This window comes from Micromonospora sp. NPDC000316, assembly GCF_042898885.1.
GTDB lineage: Bacteria > Actinomycetota > Actinomycetes > Mycobacteriales > Micromonosporaceae > Micromonospora.
This window is the reverse complement of record NZ_JBIAZG010000018.1, coordinates 81,655-103,280: the sequence shown is the minus strand read 5'-3', so window position 1 is coordinate 103,280 and position 21,626 is coordinate 81,655. Positions and strand designations below refer to the sequence as shown.

The 21,626-nt window shown below is 70.7% G+C and carries 18 protein-coding genes; 11 read left to right on the top strand and 7 right to left on the bottom strand.

Annotated features, from left to right (window positions below; all coding sequences use genetic code 11):
* Positions 1–252: 252 nt before the first annotated feature.
* Complete coding sequence (locus ACFY2Q_RS26175) at positions 253–870, bottom strand: DUF4126 domain-containing protein (protein WP_387134571.1); 618 nt, start codon at positions 868–870, stop codon at positions 253–255.
* 71 nt (positions 871–941) lie between these two features.
* On the opposite strand from ACFY2Q_RS26175, the gene nucS reads away from it, so the two are divergent.
* Positions 942–1,601 (top strand): endonuclease NucS, encoded by a 660-nt coding sequence (nucS, locus tag ACFY2Q_RS26170; RefSeq protein ID WP_387134568.1) that lies wholly within the window; start codon positions 942–944, stop codon positions 1,599–1,601.
* Positions 1,602–1,643: 42 nt separating this feature from the next.
* Here nucS and ACFY2Q_RS26165 read toward each other — a convergent pair whose 3' ends face one another.
* Positions 1,644–3,140 carry an aldehyde dehydrogenase family protein gene (locus ACFY2Q_RS26165; protein ID WP_387134566.1) on the bottom strand — a complete coding sequence of 499 codons (1,497 nt, stop codon included), beginning with the start codon at positions 3,138–3,140 and terminating at the stop codon, positions 1,644–1,646.
* Between the two features lie 252 nt (positions 3,141–3,392).
* Between ACFY2Q_RS26165 and ACFY2Q_RS26160 the strand changes: the two genes are divergently transcribed.
* The 5 genes from ACFY2Q_RS26160 to ACFY2Q_RS26140 all read left to right on the top strand — a co-directional run bounded on the left by ACFY2Q_RS26160 (position 3,393) and on the right by ACFY2Q_RS26140 (position 8,217).
* The gene (locus ACFY2Q_RS26160; protein WP_387134563.1) at positions 3,393–3,809 is read left to right on the top strand and encodes an FHA domain-containing protein; all 417 of its coding nucleotides are present in this window, start codon (positions 3,393–3,395) and stop codon (positions 3,807–3,809) included.
* Positions 3,810–3,888: 79 nt separating this feature from the next.
* Complete coding sequence (locus ACFY2Q_RS26155; protein WP_387134560.1) at positions 3,889–4,956, top strand: alpha/beta hydrolase; 1,068 nt, start codon at positions 3,889–3,891, stop codon at positions 4,954–4,956.
* A 134-nt stretch (positions 4,957–5,090) separates the two neighbouring features.
* Positions 5,091–6,881, top strand: coding sequence for a 3-hydroxyacyl-CoA dehydrogenase family protein (locus ACFY2Q_RS26150; RefSeq protein WP_387134558.1), 1,791 nt, complete (start codon positions 5,091–5,093; stop codon positions 6,879–6,881).
* Between the two features lie 132 nt (positions 6,882–7,013).
* Positions 7,014–7,337, top strand: a complete 324-nt coding sequence (locus ACFY2Q_RS26145; RefSeq protein ID WP_387134555.1) for a hypothetical protein — start codon at positions 7,014–7,016, stop codon at positions 7,335–7,337.
* 79 nt (positions 7,338–7,416) lie between these two features.
* The gene (locus ACFY2Q_RS26140; protein ID WP_387134553.1) at positions 7,417–8,217 is read left to right on the top strand and encodes an alpha/beta hydrolase; all 801 of its coding nucleotides are present in this window, start codon (positions 7,417–7,419) and stop codon (positions 8,215–8,217) included.
* A gap of 30 nt (positions 8,218–8,247) precedes the next feature.
* Here ACFY2Q_RS26140 and ACFY2Q_RS26135 read toward each other — a convergent pair whose 3' ends face one another.
* The 5 genes from ACFY2Q_RS26135 to mce form a co-directional block, all read right to left on the bottom strand.
* Positions 8,248–9,312, bottom strand: a complete 1,065-nt coding sequence (locus ACFY2Q_RS26135; RefSeq protein WP_387134587.1) for an AI-2E family transporter — start codon at positions 9,310–9,312, stop codon at positions 8,248–8,250.
* Positions 9,313–9,753: 441 nt separating this feature from the next.
* Positions 9,754–11,859 carry a hypothetical protein gene (locus ACFY2Q_RS26130; RefSeq protein ID WP_387134550.1) on the bottom strand — a complete coding sequence of 702 codons (2,106 nt, stop codon included), beginning with the start codon at positions 11,857–11,859 and terminating at the stop codon, positions 9,754–9,756.
* Between the two features lie 177 nt (positions 11,860–12,036).
* The gene (locus tag ACFY2Q_RS26125) at positions 12,037–13,299 is read right to left on the bottom strand and encodes a cell division protein DivIVA (RefSeq protein WP_387134547.1); all 1,263 of its coding nucleotides are present in this window, start codon (positions 13,297–13,299) and stop codon (positions 12,037–12,039) included.
* A gap of 301 nt (positions 13,300–13,600) precedes the next feature.
* Complete coding sequence (ccrA, locus tag ACFY2Q_RS26120; RefSeq protein WP_387134545.1) at positions 13,601–14,956, bottom strand: crotonyl-CoA carboxylase/reductase; 1,356 nt, start codon at positions 14,954–14,956, stop codon at positions 13,601–13,603.
* Between the two features lie 427 nt (positions 14,957–15,383).
* The gene (gene mce / locus ACFY2Q_RS26115; protein ID WP_387134543.1) at positions 15,384–15,857 is read right to left on the bottom strand and encodes a methylmalonyl-CoA epimerase; all 474 of its coding nucleotides are present in this window, start codon (positions 15,855–15,857) and stop codon (positions 15,384–15,386) included.
* A 62-nt stretch (positions 15,858–15,919) separates the two neighbouring features.
* Here mce and ACFY2Q_RS26110 point away from each other — a divergent pair, with 62 nt between their 5' ends.
* The 5 genes from ACFY2Q_RS26110 to ACFY2Q_RS26090 all read left to right on the top strand — a co-directional run bounded on the left by ACFY2Q_RS26110 (position 15,920) and on the right by ACFY2Q_RS26090 (position 21,617).
* Positions 15,920–17,119, top strand: coding sequence for an acetyl-CoA C-acetyltransferase (locus tag ACFY2Q_RS26110; protein WP_387134540.1), 1,200 nt, complete (start codon positions 15,920–15,922; stop codon positions 17,117–17,119).
* 55 nt (positions 17,120–17,174) lie between these two features.
* A complete protein-coding gene (gene meaB, locus ACFY2Q_RS26105) occupies positions 17,175–18,179 on the top strand; it encodes a methylmalonyl Co-A mutase-associated GTPase MeaB (protein ID WP_387134537.1) in 1,005 nt (334 codons plus the stop codon).
* Positions 18,180–18,293: 114 nt separating this feature from the next.
* Positions 18,294–18,704, top strand: coding sequence for an Asp23/Gls24 family envelope stress response protein (locus tag ACFY2Q_RS26100; RefSeq protein WP_387134534.1), 411 nt, complete (start codon positions 18,294–18,296; stop codon positions 18,702–18,704).
* Positions 18,705–18,798: 94 nt separating this feature from the next.
* The gene (locus tag ACFY2Q_RS26095) at positions 18,799–20,487 is read left to right on the top strand and encodes a methylmalonyl-CoA mutase (RefSeq protein WP_387134532.1); all 1,689 of its coding nucleotides are present in this window, start codon (positions 18,799–18,801) and stop codon (positions 20,485–20,487) included.
* Between the two features lie 206 nt (positions 20,488–20,693).
* Positions 20,694–21,617, top strand: coding sequence for a tetratricopeptide repeat protein (locus ACFY2Q_RS26090; RefSeq protein WP_387134529.1), 924 nt, complete (start codon positions 20,694–20,696; stop codon positions 21,615–21,617).
* Positions 21,618–21,626 lie beyond the last annotated feature (9 nt).

Sequence of the window (21,626 nt, the reverse complement as noted above, 5' to 3'; positions counted from 1 at the left end):
TACTCCACCACCGCGTTCCTCAAGGGCCTGAAGCAGGTTGACGGTTGGCAGGACATGCCGCTGACCGACGCCGCGCAGACCGTGCAGGTCTCGGCCTACCCGGACGCGTACGCCCAGTGGGAGCAGCAGGCCGCCGACCTGGTCGGCCAGTACTGGAACAGCTGACCCACCGCACCACACCGACCGCTGGCCGGCACCCCGCATACGGGGTGCCGGCCAGCGGCATGTTCGGACCCGGAGGTCAGGGGCGCGTCAGACGCGGAAGCCGGCAGCGCGGGCGGCCTCTCGTTCTCGCCGGCGAACCGAGCGCCGGCGCAGGAACCAGTAGGTGAAGGCCAACAGGCCGACCAGGAAGGCGAGCACAAGCACCGGCAGGATGATCGCGATCAGGGAGACGACGACGCTTGTGGCGTCCTCGGCGGTGCTGGCGACCGGCGCGCCGAAACCGGCGGTGGTCGCGTTGACGACCGGCCGCGCCGCGGACTTGAGCAGGTGTACGCCGAAGGCGAGCACCACGCCCACGGCCACCGGCACCCATTGGTGCGACGAGAAGAAGCTTCCCGGGTCGCTGACGGTCACCGTCTCCGATGACGAACCGGCGCCGAAGGCGAGCCCGCCGGCTGTCGGTCGGACCACGGTCTGCACCACGTCGTTGATGTGGTCGACCACCGGCACCTTGTCGGCCACCATCTCGACGGCGAGCAGTACGGCAAGGATGACGATTACCCATCCGTTGCCGAGCCACGTCCAGCCGCTGGGCAGGTCGATCAGGTTGCTGTAGCGAGAGAGTAGGCCGAGGGCGAGCAGGGGGATGTAGGCGTTCAGCCCCGCCGAGGCGGCGAGGCCGGTGCCGGTGAGGACTTCGAACACGATCTCAGCATCGCATCGACGCGCCAGTGCCGCTCGGTGGCGGACGCCGGGTACTCGGCTACCCTCGTCGGGTGCGGTTGGTCATTGCGAAGTGCTCGGTGGATTACGTCGGACGGCTGTCGGCTCACCTGCCGTTGGCGACCCGGTTGCTGATGGTGAAGGCGGACGGGTCGGTGTCCATCCACGCCGACGACCGGGCGTACAAGCCGTTGAACTGGATGAGCCCTCCGTGTCGGCTGGAAGAGGCTCCCGGCGTATGGCGGGTGGTCAACAAGGCTGGTGAGGAGCTGCGGATCACCCTGGAGGAGGTCTTCCAGGACACCTCGTACGAGTTGGGTGTCGATCCTGGCCTGCGCAAGGACGGGGTGGAGGCGCACCTGCAGGAGTTGCTGGCGGCGAACCCGAGCGTGCTGGGCGAGGGATACACGCTTGTGCGCCGCGAGTACATGACGGCGATCGGGCCGGTCGACCTGCTGTGCCGGGACGCCAACTCCGGCGCGGTCGCCGTCGAGATCAAGCGTCGCGGTGAGATCGACGGGGTGGAGCAGCTCACCCGCTACCTCGAACTGATGAACCGCGATCCGCTGCTCAGCCCGGTGGTCGGGGTCTTCGCCGCGCAGGAGATCAAGCCGCAGGCCCGGGTGCTCGCCACCGATCGAGGCATCCGCTGCGTGGTCGTTGATTACAACAAACTGCGCGGCATCGAGAAGGACGAGCTGACCCTCTTCTGAGGGCTCCGCCGCGCACGGCGATCAGCGACTTCGGCAGCCCGGCTATCTGCCGTACAACACCTTGATTGCCTTGACGAGACGGGCCACGTCGGCAGGGGTCCGTTCGAAGGTCATCGACGGCAGCAGCGATCGGGCCCGGCGGCGGGTGGTGGCCTTGGTGCGGCCGAATTCGCGCAACCCGTCCTCGCCGTGGATCCGCCCGAAGCCGGAATCGCCGGTCCCGCCGAACGGCAGGGTGGACATCCCGGCGAAGGTAAGCGTGGAGTTGACCGAGGCCATCCCCGAGCGCAACCGCCCTGCGATGCTCACCGCGCGCCGCCTGCCGAAAACCGAACCGCCCAGGCCGTACGACAAGGCGTTGGCTCGGGCGACGGCCTCGTCGGCGTCGCGGACCCGGTTGATCGTCAGCGTCGGCCCGAAGGTCTCCTCGCGGATGGCAGCCGAGTCTTCGGGGACGTCCACAAGCACTGTCGGATGCACGTACGGGGGTTGCACGGCGCTCGGGCCGCCGAGTACGGCACGTCCGCCGGAGCTGACCGCCGCCTCGATGTGTCGGCGGATCACGTCGACCTGGCTGGGCATGGTGATCGGGCCGATGTCGGTGCCCTCCGGGCCGACGGTCAGCCGGCTGGCCTTGGCGACCACCTTGTCGACGAAGGCGTCGAAGATCGGGTCGACGGCGTAGACCCGCTCGATGCCGATGCAGGTCTGACCGGCGTTTGTCATGCCGCCCCAGACGCATGCCTCGGCGGCGGCGTCCAGGTTGGCGTCGCTGTCGACGATCATGGCGTCCTTGCCGCCGCCCTCGATCAGCACCGGGGTCAGGGACTCGGCGCAGGCGGCCATCACCTTCCGGGCGGTCGCGGTGGAGCCGGTGAAGGCGATCTTGTCGACCCCGGAACGGCACAGCGCCGCGCCCACGTCGCCCAGGCCGTGCACAGCGGTGAAGACCGGCTGCTCGCCGACGACCTCGGCGAAGCTGTCCACAAGCCACTGACCGGTGGCGGGCGTGTACTCGCTCGGCTTGAGCACCACCGTGTTGCCGGCGGCAAGGGCGTACGCGGCGGAGCCGACGGGGGTGAAGACCGGATAGTTCCACGGCCCGATGACGCCGACCACGCCGTGCGGCTGGTATTCGAGGTGACCGGAGAACTCGGCGAGGATGAGCCGCGACCGTACGCGGCGCGGGCCGAGCACCCGGCGGGCGTTGCGAGCGGCCCAGTCGATGTGCTCGATGGCGGTGACGATCTCGACGATGGCATCGGCGACCGGCTTGCCGCCCTCGACGTGCACCAGCTCGGCGAGTTGCTCGATCCGCTGCGCGAGCAGTGCGCGCCAGCGCAGCAGCCGCTGGCGGCGGCCGGTGAAGCCCAGGCCGACCCACCACTCGCTGGCGGCGCGAGCCCTGTCGACGGCCTGTTGGACGTCGGCGGCTGTGGCAATCGGGAGGCGGCCGGCCTCGGCGCCGGTGGCCGGGCTGGTGGAGACCAACTGGCCCGCTTCGATGATCGGGAGGCCCGGGACACGCACAGCCGTCATGGCCGAAGTCTAGACCCGAAAATTACTCGCTGGTAGGTCGTGATCAGGGCTGCGTGGGTGGGAGTCGCGCCGACCCGCCCGTTCGTTGATCAGGGCAGGTCAGGCGGCGTACGTCGTGTCCGCCCGCCCGAACCGTCTAACAGCACATGGCCGGGAGGTGACGAGGAGCTGACCGGCCGGTCGGTATTGACGATTACTGTCTGATGGCAGGCTGACGCGCGGAGTGACGACGCGGGGGAGGACTGGCTGTCCATGGACGATCATCCAGAACTGATGCCGTTATTGACTGTCGCGGCTGGGCCGATGCGCGGAGCGAGTTTCCGGTTGCGGGCCGAGCCGCTGGTGATCGGTCGGGCCCCGACCGGCCATCTGGTCATCAACGACCCGCACCTGAGTCGCTGCCACGCGGAGGTGTGGCTGGCCCCGGCGGGTGCCTCGCTGCGGGATCTGGGCTCGACCAACGGCACCTGGCTCAACGACCGCCGGATCACCGACGTGGAACTCCTCTCTGACGGCGACGTGATCCGACTCGGGCGCACCGAGTTGCGCCTGTTCGACCCGGGCGTGGCCCACACGGACCCGGTCGGGCTCAGCTTCGGCCCGCCCCGGCGGGACGTCCGGCCGACACTGCCGTTGCCGCTGGCCGCACCGCCCACCACGCGCCGCTGAGGGGGTTGGTCGACCCACACCCGCGACGCGCTCCGAATGGCTGCCGCGCACCTGGACCGGCCCGTACCGCCGTGGCAGCATGCCGCGGATGGAGAGCGAGCAGCGGACCATCACGGCGAACGGCATCACCCAGGCGGTACGCGTGGCAGGCCCGCCGGACGGCATCCCGGTGCTGCTGATCCACGGCAACTGCTCGTCCTCGCTGTTCTGGGAGCCGCTGGTCCGGCGGCTGCCGCCGACGCTGCGGGTGGTCGCTCCGGACCTGCGCGGGTACGGCGACTCCGAGACCGCCCCGGTGAACGCCACAAGGGGTCTGCGGGACTTCGCCGACGACGTGGCAGCCCTGCTGGATGACCCGACGCTCTTCGGCGCGCGCCGCCCGGTGGTGGTCGTCGGCCACTCCCTCGGCGGGGGAGTGGCGATGCGCCTGCTCGTCGACAACGCGCACCGGATGAGCGCGCTGCTGCTGGCCGCACCGGTCTCCCCGTACGGCTTCGGTGGCACCCGCGACCTGGTCGGCACGCCGACCACACCCGACTTCGCCGGGACCGGCGCCGGCACGGCCAACCACGACTTCGTCACCCGCCTCGCGGCCGGTGACCGCAGCGCCGACACGCCGGCGAGCCCGCGCGCCGTGCTGCGAGCCACCTACGTGGCCGACCCGGCCTCGCTCGACGCGGACGAGGAGTTGCTGCTGGACAGCGTGCTCTCCACGGCGACCGGCGACGACAACTACCCCGGAACGGCGGTGCCGTCGGAGAACTGGCCGGGCACCGCGCCGGGGGAGCGTGGGGTGCTCAACGCGCTCGCGCCGACCTGGTTCCGGCTCGCCGACGAGCTGGTGGCCGTCGCCGAGAAACCTCCGGTCACCTGGGTGCGCGGCGACGCCGACGTGATCGTCTCGGACACCTCGCTGTTCGACCTGGCATACCTGGGCTCGCTGGGTGTCGTACCCGGTTGGCCGGGCGAGGAGGCCTGCCCGCCGCAGCCGATGGTCGGCCAGACCCGGGCGGTGCTGGAGCGGTACGCGGCGGCCGGCGGCGCGTACCACGAGGTGGTGTTGCCCGACTGCGGGCACAGCCCGCACCTGGAGCGGCCGGCGGAGTTCGTCGCGGAGCTGCTGGCCCTGACCGTGCCGGCCTCCTGAAAGGCGGTCCCGGCACGCGGCGCGATGGGTGAAATATCCCACGGCGTCTCGACAACCGAGCGTCACGTGGCAGACTCGCGCGCATAACTTAGCGACCGTTCAGCGGTCGTGCGGAGTGTCTGGGGAGGCCGGTCGTGGCACGCGAGTTCACCACAGTGGGTGTGGTCGGGCTGGGCACCATGGGTGCCGGCATCGTCGAGGTTTTCGCCCGCAACGGCATCGACGTGGTGGCCGTCGAGATCTCCGCGCCCGCGTTGGAGCGTGGCCGCGCCACCCTCGCCGGCTCCACCGATCGTGCGGTGGCCAAGGGCAAGCTCGCCGAGGCGGACCGGGACGCGCTGCACGACCGTGTGCACTTCGCGGTCGGCCTGGATGCGCTGCACTCCGTCGACCTGGTCATCGAGGCTGTGCCCGAACACCTGGACCTCAAGCAGCGGATCTTCGCGGAACTGGACCGGGTCTGCCGGCCGGACGCCATCCTCGCCACCAACACCTCATCGCTGAGCGTCACCGAGATCTCGGTCGCCACCACCCGGCCCAACCAGGTGATCGGCATCCACTTCTTCAACCCGGCGCCGGTGATGAAGCTGGTCGAGGTGGTCCGCACGGTCGTCACCGCGCCCGAGGTGGTCGCCGACGTGGAGGCGCTCTGCGCCCGGCTCGGCAAGGTCGACGTGACGATCAACGACCGGGCCGGCTTCATCGCCAACGCGCTGCTGTTCGGCTACCTCAACCACGCGGTAGGCATGTTCGAGTCGCACTACGCGACCCGGGAGGACATCGACGCCGCCATGAAGCTCGGCTGTGGCCTGCCGATGGGCCCGCTGGCGCTGATGGACCTGATCGGTCTGGACACCGCGTACGAGATCCTGGACACCATGTACCGGCGCGGCGGGCGGGACCGCCGGCACGCCCCGGTGCCGCTGCTCAAGCAGATGGTGACCGCAGGGCTGCTCGGCCGGAAGTCCGGCAGGGGTTTCTACACCTACGAGCGGCCGGGTTCGCCGAAGGTCGTACCCGATGAGGCGACGCCCGTGGCCACGGAGGCCGCGCTCGCCGACGGGGCTCGCGCCATCGCGAAGGTCGGCGTCGTGGGTTCCGGAACGATGGCCACCGGGATCATCGAGGTCTTCGCGAAGGCCGGCTACGAGGTCATCTCGGTGACCCGTGGCGCGGAGAAGTCCGCGAAGGTCTGCGAGTCGCTGAAGACGTCGCTGAACAAGGGAGTGGTGCGCGGCAAGCTCTCCGAGGCCGACCGGGACGCCGCGCTCGGCCGGATCAGCTGGTCGGCCACGCTCGAGCACCTCGCCGACGTCGACCTGGTGGTCGAGGCGGTCATCGAGGAGCTGAGCGTCAAGAAGGCGCTCTTCGCGAGCCTCGACGAGATCTGCAAGCCGGGCGTCGTGCTGGCCACCACCACCTCGTCGCTGCCGGTGATCGACGTGGCGATGGCCACCCAGAGGCCGGCCGACGTGGTGGGGCTGCACTTCTTCAACCCGGCGCCGGTCATGCCGCTGGTCGAGGTCATCCGCACGATCCGCACCTCGCCGGAGGCCACCGCGACGGCCCGCGCGGTCTGCGCAGCGCTCGGCAAGACCGGCGTGGTCTGCGGCGACCGGTCCGGGTTCATCGTCAACGCCCTGCTCTTCCCGTACCTGAACGACGCGGTGAAGATGCTTGAGGCCAGCTACTCCACGGCCGACGACATCGACCACGCCATGAAGCTGGGCTGCGGCTACCCGATGGGTCCGTTCGAGTTGCTCGACGTGGTGGGGCTGGACGTCTCGCTTGCCATCCAGCGGGAGTTGTACCTGGAACTGCGCGAGCCGGGCTTCGCGCCCGCGCCGCTGCTCGAGCACCTGGTCACCGCCGGCTACCTGGGCCGCAAGACCCGCCGCGGCTTCCGCGACCACTCGCACCGCTGACCGCGCCGACGGCGTCTGTCCCTGCGCTTCCCGCGGGGTGTGGAACATGGCGGGGTCGGCGGCTACCCCTACGACGGCTCGGTGGTGCGCCCGTCGGGCCGTCCCGCTAGGCGGAACGTACGCTTGGTGACTGTGAGCCCCCGTCGCAACCGCCCCCGCCGGGACGAGAACGCCAACCTGGACGCCGACCGCGTCCGGCAGGGCGTCGCCTCGGTGCAGCAGTGGACCGACGGCGCCTGGCAGGTCCGTGGCATCGGCGCGGGCGCGTCGGTCAAGACGTACCGCTGCCCGGGTTGTAACCAGGAGATCCCGCCCGGGGTGGCGCACCTGGTGGCCTGGCCGGCGGACGGCCTGGGTGACCTGACCGACCGGCGGCACTGGCACAGCGGCTGCTGGCGGGCCCGGGAGCGACGCGGCCCGGCGGTGCAGCGCGGCCGGAGCTCCCCGCGCTACTGAAGGCTGCGGCTGAGCGATCTGGATCACGCTGTTCGTGTCTGGGCGGGCGGTGGCGGCGACTTCGCGACACACTTGGGCGGTGAGCACACCGATCCGCGCGTCGTCGATCCTGCCCGGCCGCCGGGAGGACATCGAGCTGCACACCGCCGATGGTCTGCGGCTGGTCGGTGAGCTGGCTCTGCCGGCCGACCGGCCGCCGGTGGCCACCCTTGTCTGCCTGCACCCGCTGCCCACCCACGGCGGGATGATGGACAGCCACGTGTTCCGCAAGGCGGCCTGGCGGTTGCCCGCACTGGCAGACGTGGCCGTGCTCCGCTTCAACACCCGGGGCACCAGCAGCGTGCGCGGCACCAGCGAGGGGACGTTCGACGGTGCGGTCGGCGAGCGTTTCGACGTGGCCGCCGCCATCGAGTACGCGGAGTTCGCCGAACTGCCGAACATCTGGCTGGTCGGGTGGTCGTTCGGCACCGACCTGGCGCTCAAGTACGGCTGCGACCCGGCGATCACGGGCGCGATCCTGCTCTCCCCACCGCTGCGCTTCTCGGCCCCCGAGGACCTGGGCACCTGGGCCGGCTCCGGTCGGCCGCTCGTGGCGCTGGTGCCCGAGTTCGACGACTACCTGCGCCCGGCCGAGGCCCGGGAGCGGTTCGCGGCGGTGCCGCAGGCCGAGGTGATCGGGGTGCCCGGCGCGAAGCACCTCTGGGTGGGCGACGCCGAGACGGTGCTCGACGAGATCGTCCGCCGGGTCAACCCCGCCGTCGAGGTGCCGTTGCCGACGACCTGGGACGGCCCGATGGAGGTCGGTGACGCCAGCGCGTACGCCGACCGGACGGTGGCGTCGTTCGCCGACACGCCCGTCCCCGGCCCGGCTGCCGGCTGACCTCACGCCGGGGCGACCTGCCCGGCTCGGTCAGCGGGTCTCCTGGCGGGGGAGCACCACCTCGCGCAGGATCAGTTGCAGCGCGGCCACGGTGGGGATGGCGATGAGTGCGCCCACCACGCCCAGCAGCGCCACCCCGAGCAGCGCGGCCAGCAGGGCGGCCACCTCGTTGACCTCGACCGAGCGCCGCATCACCTTCGGGTAGACCAGGTAGTTCTCCACCTGCTGGTAGATGAGGAAGAAGACCGCGCAGGCGATGCCCACCGGCAGGCTCGTGGCGAAACCGACGAGGCTCACGATCACCGCGCCCAGGGTGGCGCCGATCTGTGGGATCAGGTCGGTCACCGCGACCACCACGGCCAGCGCGAACGGGTACGGCAACCCGACGATCAAGGCGAAGACGAAGGTGGTCGTGCCGGCCAGCACCGCGATGCTCAGCGCGCCGACCATGTAGGCGCCCACCTTGGCCAGGATCTCGTCGCCGATCAGCTGCACCCGCTCCCGCCGCGACCGGGGCACCAGCGAGTAGCCCAGCGAGCGCAGCCGGTTGAAGTACGCCAGGAAGTAGATGGTCAGCACCAGCACGGTAAGCGTCCGGAACACGGTGCCGAAGATCAACTGTGCGCCGCCGAGAACCCCGCCGAGCGCCCGGCCGATCGTGTCCGCGTTGGCCGCGCTCTGCACCCGCTCCATCACGTCGTACCGCACCACCAGGTCGTTGACCGTCGGGTTGCGGCGCAGATCCTCGACGTAGCTGGGCAACTGTTCGATGAACTGCCCCGACTGCGTCACGACCGGCGGGACGAGCGCCACCACCCCGCCGCAGAGCAGCAGCACCACGGTCAGCGCCACGACCGCGACCGCGAGGCCGTTCGGCACACCCCAGCGACGCAGCCGCACCACCGCCGGGTTGAGGCCGACCGCGAGGAACAGCGCGATCACCACCAGCACCAGAATGCCGCCGGCATTGCGAATCCCCAGATAAAGGGTGTACGCCAGCAGCACGCCAAGCGCGCCGGTGAACCCGATCAGGAAGCTGCTGCGCCGCAGCGGACGACCCGGCGTGCCGAACTTCCCCGACGGGACCGCCGGCAGATCCTCCGGGTCAAGGTCGGTAACCGGAACCGGACGGGGTTCCTCAGTGCGCGGCGTCTGGTCGCGTGGCGCACCTGTGGTGGAGGCCCGGGCGTGGCGTCCGGGTCGTCGGCGGGCTGGCCGTGCTGTGGCACCAGGGACCTCCGGGTCAGGCGGTGGGGGACGACGGGTGATGGTCGCCTGCCGGTGGGACGGTGCGGCAGGGGACTGGACACTTCATGGTCGCTACCGACCAGGAGACCGTCAATCCGGTGCCATCCGGAACTTGATCCACTCGACATCGCCGATATGGGGGTGTCGGGGCAGCGGGACAGCCCCACATCGGCGATGTTGTGTCGATCATGCGGGGCGGCCCTCCCCAGAGTAGCCGCGTGAGCGTTACGGGGTCACCCGGGCGCTGTGCGGGCCGTGGGCTGTGGGCCGCGCTGAGGCGGTAAGCGGTCAGTCCTTTTCGATCTTGACCTTGCTCGGCTTGGCGCTGCGCTCGTCGGTTGTCGGCTTGCTGGGCCGCTTGCCGTTCTCACCGGTGCTGGTGATCTTGGTGGGCTTGGCGCTCCGGCCGCCCTCGCCCGGCACGGCCGCCACCGTCGGCTCGCCGTCCACGCCCGCGCTGGCCGCGCTGCCGTCGACCGTGGTCACCGGCTCGGCAACCGGTCGGGTCGTCGACTGCCCGGCCTCGTTCGTAGTGGTGGCCACGGGCTGCGTGGCGTCGGCGGGCTCGGCCTTGAGGCCGGTGGCCGCACCGTTAGCCGACCCGGCGTCGGCGGTCACCAACACGCCGTCATCGGCAGCCGGCGCGGTCGGCCCGTCGACATTTGTCGGCGCGGTCGCACCGGCGGTGGTCGGCGCGGTCGGGCCGTCGATCGGGCCGGTGGTGCTCTGCAAACGCAGCTCGGCCATCTGGCGTTCGAGTTCGTCGGACTCCTGACGAGCCTTCCACGTCTCCTGCCGCAGGTCGGCGAGCTGCTGCTGGGCCTGCGCGATCTCCAACATGACCTGGGCGAGCTGCTGCCGACCGGCCGCCGCCTCCTGCTGCGTCGCCGCCAGGTGCTGCTGCGTGGTGGCCAGGTGCTGCTGGGTGGTGGCCGCGTACTCCTCGAACTGCCGGCGGGAAGCCGCGACATGCTCGTCGGCCTTGCGGCGCTTGTCGCCCGCCTCGGTTTCGGCGCGGCTCAGCAGCTCGGCGGCCTCCGACTCGGCCCGCTCGCGCATCGCCGAGGCATCCTGCTCGGCCGCCAGACGGATCGCGGCAGCGCCCTGCTCGATCTCGCTCTTGCGGCTGGCGTACTCGGTCTCCAGTTCGTTCTTGCGGGCCGAATATTCGGTCTCCAACTCGTCGCTGCGAGCGGCCCAGGTCGCCTCCAGCTCCTGCTGACGACTGGCGAACCCGGTCTCCAACTCCTGCTGGCGTGCCGCGTGCTGCTTGTCCAACTCGTCGCGGCGCTTGGCGAACTCCTGCTCGGCCGTGGACCGTCGCTGGGCCAGCTCGCGGTCGGCCGCCTCCCGCCGGGAGTTGACCTCCTGCTCCACGCCGGCCCGCCACGCGCCCAGCTCCTGCTGGGTCTGCGCACGCGACTGCTGCACGTACGCCTCGGTCTCGCTGCGCATCCGCTGGACGTACGCCTCAGTCTCGGCGCGGCTGCGCTTGGCCGACTCGGACGCCTGCGTGGTCAGGCGCTCCGCCTCCTGCTGTGCCTTGGCCCGCGCGGCCCGGCCCGCCATCGACGCGTCGTCGATGATCTGCTTGGCCTCCTGCTGTGCCTTGGCGTGGGTTGCCCGGCCGGCCGCGGTCGCGTTGTCGGTGAGCCGCTTGGCCTCCTGCTGGGCCTTGGCGTGCACCTCTTTGGCCGCCTCACGCAGGTCACCGGCCTCCTGCTGGGCGGTGGCCAACGCCTCGCGGGCCGCCTCGCGCAGCTTGGTGGCCTCCTGCTGGGCGCGAGTGTGGATCTCCTTGGCGGTGTCCCGGAGTTGGGTGGCCTCCTGTTGGGCCTTGGTGAGCGCGTCCTGCGCCGCCTTGCGCAGCTTCGCCGACTCGTCCTTCGCGGACCGCACGGTCGCTTCCGCCTCGGCGCGTCGAGCGGCGCTGTGCCGCTCCTCCTCCTGGCGGCGGGAGGCGAGCGCGATCTCGAAGTCCTTCAACGCCCGCGCGGCCTGCTCGCGGGCCTCCTCGATGATGTGCTCGGCGGCGGCGCGACGGGCCTCGATCTCCTCGTTAGCCGCTGACAGGATCTGCTCGGCCTGCTCCTCGGCCAGGGTGAGGATCGACTCGACGCGGGGGCCCAGGTGCCGGAACGAGGCCCGGTCCACCACGTTCATCTGCTTGCGGACCTGCGTCAGGTCCCGTTGCAGCACCTCGACCTGGCCGGCGAGCTTGTGGATCTGTGTATAGGCCTGTTCCCGTTCGGCGGCGAGGGTCGCGATCTCGTGCTCGGCACGCGCGACGTACCTCTCGACCTGCTTCTTGTCATACCCCCGCAGAGCGGACTCGAAGCTGGGCTCCGTGGTCACGTCCCCGCCGAGCGCGAACAGTTCCTCGCCGTGCGACATGTCCCCATCCTCACACGCATCGGACCCTGCGGGGGCGATACAGACGGCCCTTGTGGGACCTACTTCACTCCGTGAGGAGGACGCGATGTCAGTGGGTGGGAAACGCACACGGCGCGAGGTCACACCGGTCACCCGGTGTCACCTCGCGCCGTCGATGCCCCGCCCTGACGCCTCGCGTCAGCCAGCGGTCTCCGCGGTCACTCGCTCCTGGCCGCCGTCGGCCTTCTTCGCCTCCGGCTTGGCCGCCGGAGCTGCCGCCGCCGGCACGCCGGGGACGATGCCGGCGAGACCGGAAAGCATCTGCCCGAGCTGCGAGGTGACCGCGTCCTTCTGCCGGGTGAGGTCCTCGACCTCGCGGCGTGCGGCCTGCGTGGTCAGCTCGGCCTCGGTGCGGGCCTCGGTGAGCAGGCGCTGCGACTCGGCCTTCGCCTCGTTGAGCGTCTTCTCGGAGTGCGCCTTGGCCTTGTCGATCGTCTCGGCGGCGTTGCGCTCCGACTCGACCCGGCGTGCCTCGGCGCGCTGCTCGATCTCCTTGGCGCGCTCCTGCGCGGCACGGGCGCGCTGCTCGGCCTCGCTGACCATCTTCTGGGTCTGGGCGACCTGGGAGGCGTGCCGCTCGGACTCCTCGCGCTCGGCCTTCTCGCGGCGCTCGGCCAGCTGCAGCTCAAGGGCCTGCAGGTCCTTGTCGCGCTTGTCCCGGGCGTCGGTGAGCAGCTTGGTCGCCTCGGCGCGCTTCTCCTCGGCCTCGCGGGCGGCCTTGGCCCGCTGCTGGGTGATCTCCCGCTCGGCGGTGGCACGGAGGGTGGCCACCTCCCGCTCGACAGTCGACTTCAGCTCGGCCACCTCGTGCGCGGTGACGGTACGCAGCTGCTTGGTCTCACGGTCCGCGTCGGCGCGCAGCGTGTCGGCCTCACGGCGGGCCTGCACCCGGACCTCGGCGGCCTCGCGCTCGGCGGCGGTGCGCAGGTTTCCGGCGTCGCGCTCGGCGCTCGCCTTCATCGCGGCGGCCTCGGCGCGGGCCTTGTCCGTGATCTCGCGAGCCTCCAGGCGGGCGGCGGAGAGGATGCCCTCCGACTCGCGCTTGGCCTCGTTGCGGTGGTCGTTGGCCTGCTCTTCGGCGAGCCGCAGGATCTGCTCGACCCGGGTGCCGAGCCCCGAGAGGGTGGGCCGGCTGTTCTCTTCGAGCTGCTTGTTGGTGTCGGTGAGCTTCTGCTCCAGCGCACTCATGCGCTGCTCGGCCTGGCGGAGCCGACGCTGGGCGTCGTTCATCCGCTGCTCGGCCTCGGCACGGGCCTGCTCGGACTGGGTCAGCGCGGCCGTCATCCGGCCGATGAAGTCATCGACCTGGTGAGTGTTGTATCCGCGCAGGCCAACGGTGAAATCTGGCTGCGAGTTCGCGTTATCGAAGAACGCGAGAGGGGAGGACTGCTGCTGGGGCATTGGGACATACTGGCAGACGCCCCAGGGTGCTTCGCAAGAGCGGTACGAAGCTTTCGTGTCCTCTTTACATGGTCAACTCGCTCGCTCGGCAAGGCCGGACCAATGGGCGATCTTGGCAGGTCCCGGGCGGGACGGACGCCACGCAGAGTGAGGATAAAAAGGGCCACAGGTGCACCCCGTGGCCCTTTGTTCGCTCCGGACCGGCTCTCCGCTAATGAGAGCGGAAGAACAATGGTCCGATCACCGCATTGGTCATCCGGTCCTCATCCATCCGGCCGGTGCCCGGTAACGGGGTTGCCGCTCACTGCCCCCGGAACCGGTTGATCGCGTCCTCGTGCTGGGCCCGCAGCTCGCCGTCGCGCACGCCCAGCCCGTCGGCGGGTGCGAGGCAGCGCACGCCGACCTTGCCCTGGTGGGCGTTGCGGTGCACCTCGTACGCCGCCTGGCCGGTCTGCTCCAGGGGGTAGGTGCGGGACACCGTCGGGTGCACCTTGCCGAGCGCGACGAGGCGGTTGGCCTGCCACGCCTCGTGGTAGTTGGCGAAGTGACTGCCGACGATCCGCTTGAGGTGCATCCACAGGTAACGGTTGTCGTACTGGTGCTGGAAACCGCTTGTGGACGCGCAGGTGACGATCGTTCCGCCACGCCGGGCCACGTAGACGCTCGCGCCGAACGTCTCCCGGCCCGGGTGCTCGAAGACGATGTCCGGGTCCTCACCGCTTGTCAGCTCACGGATCCGCTCGCCGAACCGGCGCCACTCGTCCTGGTCCTGGGTCTGCTCGTCCTTCCAGAAGCGGAAGCCCTCCGCCGCCCGGTCGATGACCAGCTCCGCGCCCATCTTGCGGCACAGTTCGGCCTTCTCCGGTGAGGAGACGACGCAGACGGGGATCGCGCCGCCGTTGAGCGCCATCTGGGTGGCGTACCCGCCGAGGCCGCCGGAGGCGCCCCAGATCAACACCACGTCGCCCTGCTTCATGTTGGCCCCGTGGTGCGAGACGAGCTGCCGGTACGCGGTGGAGTTGACCAGCCCAGGGCTGGCCGCCTCTTCCCAGCTCAGGTGCCGTGGCTTCGGCATCAGCTGGTTGGCCTTGACGATGGCCAGCTCGGCCAGCCCGCCGAAGTTGGTCTCGAAGCCCCAGATCCGCTGCTGCGGGTCGAGCATTGTGTCGTCGTGCCCCGCCGCGTCCTCAAGCTCGACGGATAGGCAGTGCGCGACGACCTCGTCGCCGGGCGCCCACCGGGTCACCCCGGGGCCGGTGCGCAGCACCACGCCGGCGGCGTCCGAACCGACCACGTGGTACGGCAGGTCGTGCCGGCGGGTCAGCTCGGAGATCCGGCCGTAGCGCTGGAGGAACTTGAATGTGGGAAGCGGCTCGAAGATGCTCGTCCACACCGTGTTGTAGTTGATCGCGCTGGCCATCACGGCGACCAGCGCCTCGCCCGGCCCGAGTTCCGGCGTCGGCACCTCCTGCACGTGCAGCGCCTTGCGGGGGTCCTTGTCCCGGCTGGCCATGCCGTCGAACATCCGGGCTTCCTCGGCGCGGACGACCACGCCCCGGTAGCTCTCGGGGACGGGCAGTCCGGCGAGGCCGGCGAGCTCGCGGTCCGGGTCGTTCGATTCCTCCGCGGCCATGATCGCTTCGAGGATGTCCTGCACGGTGACCTCCGGTTCGTCCCCGCACCCGCACGGGCTTGGGTGCTGCCATCGTCGGCGCCGGCGGGCACGATCGCCATGTCGTCATTCGACACATCCGGCACCCTTCGGGCTCCTGTGGGCCGGACGTTACTGAACGGTAGCTAGGGCGGGAAGTCTCTGTGAAAAACTGCATCGGCCGATGCGTGAAGGTGTCCGACGACCGCGCAAACCGCGCACCGCCGCGCTCGCGCGGGCCGGCCGGTGGCCCCGCCACCGGCCCCGACGGGCCTTGGGTGCGCCCCCGCCCCGCTTGATCGACTCCATGTCGCCGATGTGGCGGTGTCGGATGATCTGGATGCCGCCACATCGGCGATCCGGAGTCGATCAGAGTCGGCGAGCGGGCGTAATGGAGTCGGTCAGAGCTGGCGACCGTCGATCTGGCGGTCGGTCAGTGGCCGGCGGCGGGTTCGACGAGTTCGACGAGGACGCCGCCCGCGTCCTTGGGGTGCACGAAGTTGATCCGGGAGTCCGCGGTGCCGCGCCGGGGGGCGTCGTAGAGCAGCCGCATCCCGCGGGCGCGCAGCGCCGCACATGCCGCGTCGATGTCGACCACCGTGTACGCGACCTGCTGCACGCCCGGCCCGTTGCGGTCGAGGAACTTGGCGATCGTCGACTCGGGGCTGAGAGGGGCGAGCAGTTGCACGCAGCCGCCCTCGGTCGTCGGCCCGACTGCCAGCATCGCCTCCCGGACGCCCTGCTCGGTGTTGGTCTCGGTGTGCACGCAGCGCATCCCGAACGTCCGCTCGTAGAAGTCGATCGCGGCGTCCAGGTCGAGTACGGCGATGCCGACGTGGTCGATCTTGCGAAGCCCGATGTCTGTGACGTAGTCCGCACCGGGCTCGACGGGGGAGTTCTCTGCCATGGCGCTAGTCTGACCGAACAATCGTTAAGGCGTACAGCTCGGCACCCCCCTCGGAGGCAGGCATGGCTTCGGTGATCGTCAGCGGCGCGCGCACCCCCATGGGGCGGCTGCTGGGCAACCTCAAGGACCTCCCGGCCACCAAGCTCGGCGGGATCGCCATCAAGGCGGCGCTGGAGCGGGCCGGTGTCAGCCCGGACCAGGTCCAGTACGTGATCATGGGGCAGGTGCTCCAGGCCGGCGCCGGTCAGATCCCGGCGCGGCAGGCTGCGGTCGAGGCCGGCGTACCGATGTCGGTGCCGGCGCTGACCATCAACAAGGTGTGCCTCTCCGGCCTGGACGCGATCGCCCTTGCCGACCAGCTGATCCGGGCCGGCGAGTTCGACATCGTGGTGGCCGGCGGCATGGAGTCGATGACCAACGCCCCGCACCTGCTGATGGGGCAGCGCTCCGGCTACAAGTACGGCGACGTGGTGATCAAGGACCACATGGCGCACGACGGGCTCAGCGACGCCTGGGACTGCTGCTCGATGGGCGAGTCGACCGAGCGGCTCGGCACAAAGCACGGCATCTCCCGCGAGGAGCAGGACGCCTTCGCCGCAGCCAGCCACCAGCGGGCCGCCGCCGCGCAGAAGAACGGCCACTTCGCCGAGGAGATCACCCCGGTGCTGATCCCGCAGCGCAAGGGCGACCCGCTGGTGATCAGCGACGACGAGGGCATTCGCCCGGACACCACTGTCGAGTCGCTGGCCAAGCTGCGTCCCGCGTTCGCCAAGGACGGCACCATCACCGCCGGCAGTTCCTCGCCGATCTCCGACGGCGCTGCCGCTGTCGTCGTCATGAGCAAGGCCAAGGCCAACGAGTTGGGGCTGACCTGGCTGGCCGAGATCGGCGCGCACGGTAACGTGGCCGGCCCGGACAACTCCCTGCACTCGCAGCCGTCCAACGCGATCAACCACGCCCTCAAGAAGGGCGGCCTGAGCGTGGAGGACCTGGATCTCATCGAGATCAACGAGGCGTTCGCGCAGGTAGGCATCCAGTCCATCCGTGACCTCGGTATCAGCGCGGACAGGGTCAACGTCAACGGCGGCGCGATCGCGCTGGGCCACCCGATCGGCATGTCCGGCGCGCGACTCGTCCTCACCCTCGCGCTGGAGTTGAAGCGGCGCGGCGGCGGCACGGGCGCGGCGGCGCTCTGCGGCGGCGGTGGCCAGGGCGACGCGCTGATCATCCACGTGCCGGGAAGTGCAGCGGCCGGCCAGTGAGCGCGACGAGTGAGTCGGTTCTGCGAGCCCCGCAGTCGTGAACGAAGATGACGCAGTGAGCGAAGCGGTCGAGAACGTGCCGGCGGCGGCCACCGGATCGGTGCGCCGCAGCCGGGACGTACCGCTGCTTGTCGAGCGGGCCCGCACCGGCGACGCCCGCGCGGTGGCCCGGCTGATCACCCTTGTGGAGAACGGCGACGAGTTGCTGCCGGAGATCGCCGCCGCGCTGGCGCCGTACGCCGGGCAGGCCCAGGTCGTCGGGCTGACCGGCTCCCCCGGGGTGGGCAAGTCGACCACCACAAACGAGCTGGTCCGCGCGCTGCGGGCGCGTGGCCACCGGGTCGGTGTGCTGGCTGTCGATCCGTCCAGCCCGTTCACCGGTGGGGCGATCCTCGGCGACCGGGTCCGGATGCAGGACCACGCGACCGACCCGGGCGTCTACATCCGGTCGATGTCCAGCCGGGGGCACCTCGGCGGGCTGTCGGCGGCGACGCCGCAGGCGGTCCGCGTGCTGGAGGGCGCCGGCTGCGACGTGGTGCTCGTGGAGACCGTCGGCGTCGGGCAGGCCGAGGTCGAGGTCGCCTCGCTCGCCGACACCACGCTCGTGCTGCTCGCGCCGGGCATGGGTGACGCGATCCAGGCGGTCAAGGCCGGCATCCTGGAGATCGCCGACGTCTTCGTGGTCAACAAGGCCGACCGGGACGGCGTCGACGCCACGATCCGCGACATCCAGGGCATGATCGCCCTCGGCGAACGCGGCCCGGGGCAGTGGCGACCGCAGGTGGTCCGCGCTATCGCCGCGCGGGCCGAGGGCATCGACGACATCGCCGCCGCCATCGACAAGCACCGCGGTTGGCTTGTCGAGCACGGCGAGCTGCGTCGCCGCCAGGAGGCGCGGGCCGCCGCCGAGGTCGAGGCCATCGCGCTGGGCGTGCTCCGCGCGCGGATCGGTTCCCTTCGCGACGGTACGGAGTTGACGACGCTCGCCGCCAAGGTTGCCGAGGGGGCGCTGGACCCGTACGCGGCGGCGGACAACCTGCTCGCCCAGCTCGGACGGTGACCGTCCACGGCGGACACCTCGGCGCCGCCACGTCCTTGTAGGCTCGCACCGCCCCACGGCGGTGGGGTCGGGTCGGTGTGCCGGCTCGGCGGCGCGACAGCAGGGGAGTGGCACGTGGACCACGATGCGACGCGGGAGCTGACCACGGTGCCGGCGGTGGCCGGCGGCACGACGCAGGTCTCCGACGAGGTGGTCGAGAAGATCGCCGTCGCGGCGGCCCGCGCGGTGCCCGGTGTGGCCGAGTTGGGCGGGGATATCGCCAGGTTCTTCAACTCGGTGCTCGACCGGGTCGGGCTGGACCAGGTGGGTGACGCCCGACGGGGCTGCTCGGCGCACGTGACCGGGGACGCGGCTGTGGTCAACCTGGTGCTGGTGATCGAGGCCGGTCGGCCGGTGCCGGAGGTCACGGGCCAGGTGCGGGCCAAGGTCACCGAGGCGGTCGAGGCGTACGGGCTGCGGGTCGACGAGGTGAACATCCGTGTCGACGACGTGGCGATGGGTGCGCCGGCGGCTCCGACAGCCTGAGGTGGTTACCTGTCGGTAAGGACTGACTTAGCGATCGTTCAGGTGAGGGCTCTACACTCGACGTGCATCGACGAACCGAGGAGGAGCCCCGCTCATGGACGCCGACGAGATCGCCGCCGGACGGGCCCGCTGGCAGGCCCGGTACGACTCCGCGCGCAAGCGGGACGCCGACTTCACCACCCTCTCCGGGATGACTGTCGACCCGGTCTACGGCCCGCCGGAGGGCACCTCCTACCCGGGCTTCGAACGGATCGGCTGGCCGGGCGAGTACCCGTACACCAGGGGTCTTTATCCGACCGGCTACCGCGGGCGGACCTGGACGATCCGGCAGTTCGCCGGCTTCGGCAACGCGCAGCAGACAAACGAGCGCTACAAGATGATCCTCGGCGCCGGCGGCGGTGGCCTCTCGGTCGCGTTCGACATGCCGACCCTGATGGGCCGTGACTCCGACGACCCGCAGGCGCTCGGCGAGGTCGGCCACTGCGGCGTCGCCATCGACACCGCCACGGACATGCAGGCGCTCTTCGACGGCATCGACCTGGCCGGCGTCACCACCTCGATGACGATCTCCGGCCCTGCCGTCCCGGTGTTCTGCATGTACCTGGTCGCCGCCGAGCGGCAGGGCGCCGACCTGTCCAAGCTGGACGGCACGCTGCAGACCGACATCTTCAAGGAGTACATCGCGCAGAAGGAGTGGCTCTTCGACCCGGAGCCGCACCTGCGCCTGATCGGCGACCTGATGGAATACTGCGCCGCCGAGATTCCGCGCTACAAGCCGCTGTCGGTCTCCGGCTACCACATCCGCGAGGCTGGCTCGACAGCCGCGCAGGAGTTGGCGTACACCCTCGCCGACGGGTTTGGCTATGTCGAGCTGGGCCTGTCGCGCGGCCTGGACGTGAACGTCTTCGCGCCGGGGCTGAGCTTCTTCTTCGACTCGCACCTCGACTTCTTCGAGGAGATCGCAAAGTTCCGCGCCGCCCGCCGGATCTGGGCCCGCTGGCTGCGTGACGTCTACGGCGCGACGAGCGAGAAGGCCCTCTGGCTGCGGTTCCACACGCAGACCGCAGGGGTGTCGCTGACCGCCCAGCAGCCGGTGAACAACGTCGTACGCACAGCCGTCGAGGCGCTCGCGGCGGTACTGGGCGGGACAAACTCGCTGCACACCAACGCGCTGGACGAGACCCTGGCTCTGCCCACCGACGAGTCCGCCGAAATCGCCCTGCGTACGCAGCAGGTGCTGATGGAGGAGATCGGCGTGGTCAACGTGGCCGACCCGCTCGGCGGCTCCTGGTACGTCGAGGCGCTGACCGACAAGATCGAAGCCGAGGCGGAGGAAATCTTCGCCCGGATCCGGCAGCTCGGCGGCGAGGGGCCGCACCAGATCGGGCCAATGACCTCCGGCATCCTGCGCGGCATCGAGAACGGCTGGTTCACCGGGCACATCGCCGAGTCGGCCTTCGTCTATCAGCAGGCCCTCGAAAAGGGCGACAAGAAGATCGTCGGCGTCAACTGCCACACCGGCACGGTCGCCAAGGAGCTGGAGATCCTGCGCATCTCGCACGAGGTGGAGCTGGAGCAGCGTCGGGTGCTCGCCGAGCGCAAGAACGCGAGGGACGAGGCCGCGGTCCGCGAGGCGGTGTCCCGGATGGTCCAGGCCAGCCGCACCGACGAGAACATGATCCCCGCCATGCTCGACGCAGTCCGCGCCGAAGCAACCCTCGGCGAAATCTGCGACGCCCTCCGCGCCGAGTGGGGCACCTACCGCGAACCAGCCCGCTTCTAACCCCCACCCCCACCCCCCACCCCCGCGCCCCCCACCCCCCGCACCCCCGCGATCTTGCAGTTGCTGCCTCGACATATGTCGCATAGGGCGTGTATGGGGGACCGAAAATGCAAGATCGCGGGGGTGGGGGCGGGGGGCGTGAGAGTTGCAACGTCGGGGTTGCGGGTGAGCTGAGATCGTCGGCTCACGTGCGAGACTAGGTAACCATGAGCGACCCACGGATCACCTCGTCGATCTTCACCCGCGGCGCGGTCGACCTCAGCACGCTGCGCGGCCCCGCACCAGCAAGCACTCGCCCCGGCACACCCCCGCAGGGCGGCCCCTCCGCCAGCACCCCCGGCGCACAGGCAGCCGGCGGCAACGCCTTCATCGTCGACGTCACCGAAGCGACTATCCAGTCCGAGGTGCTCGAACGGTCGATGGCCATGCCCGTCATCGTCTTCTTCGGCGCGGCAGGTTACCCGGAGAGCGACGAGTTCGCCCCCGTGCTGGAACGGCTGGCCGCCGAGAGCGGCGGCGCCTGGGTGCTCGCCCGGGTCGACGTGCAGGAAAACCCACGGATCGCCCAGATGTTCCGGGTCCAGGGCATCCCCATGGTCTACGCGGTGGTCGGCGGCCAGCCGATCGACGCGTTCTCCGGCGTGGTGCCCGAGGCCCAGCTCCGCCAGTGGCTCCAAGCCGTACTCAAGGCCGGTGGCGTGGCCGTCGCCGAGCCGGAGGACCCGCGTCTCGACGAGGCGGACGACGCCCTGATGAGCGGCGACCTGGACGCCGCCGAGCAGGCGTACCGGAAGATCCTCGCTGACGCCCCGGCGGACGCCGCCGCCACGGCGGGGCTGGCCCAGGTCGGGGTTGCCCGCCGGGTGGCAGGCGCGGACCCGGCCGCCGCGCTGGCCGCCGCCGAGAGCGCCCCCGACGACGTCGCGGCGCAGCTGCTCGCTGCCGACATCGAGGTGCTCAGCGGCCTGGCCGAGCAGGCGTACGCCCGGCTCGTCGGTCTGGTCCGGCGCACCGCGGGCGAGGATCGCGAGACCGTGCGCCAGCACCTCGTGTCCCTGTTCTCCATCGCCGGCCCGGACGACCCGGCGGTCGCCTCGGCCCGCCGAGCCCTGGCCAGCGCCCTGTTCTGAGTTCACGCA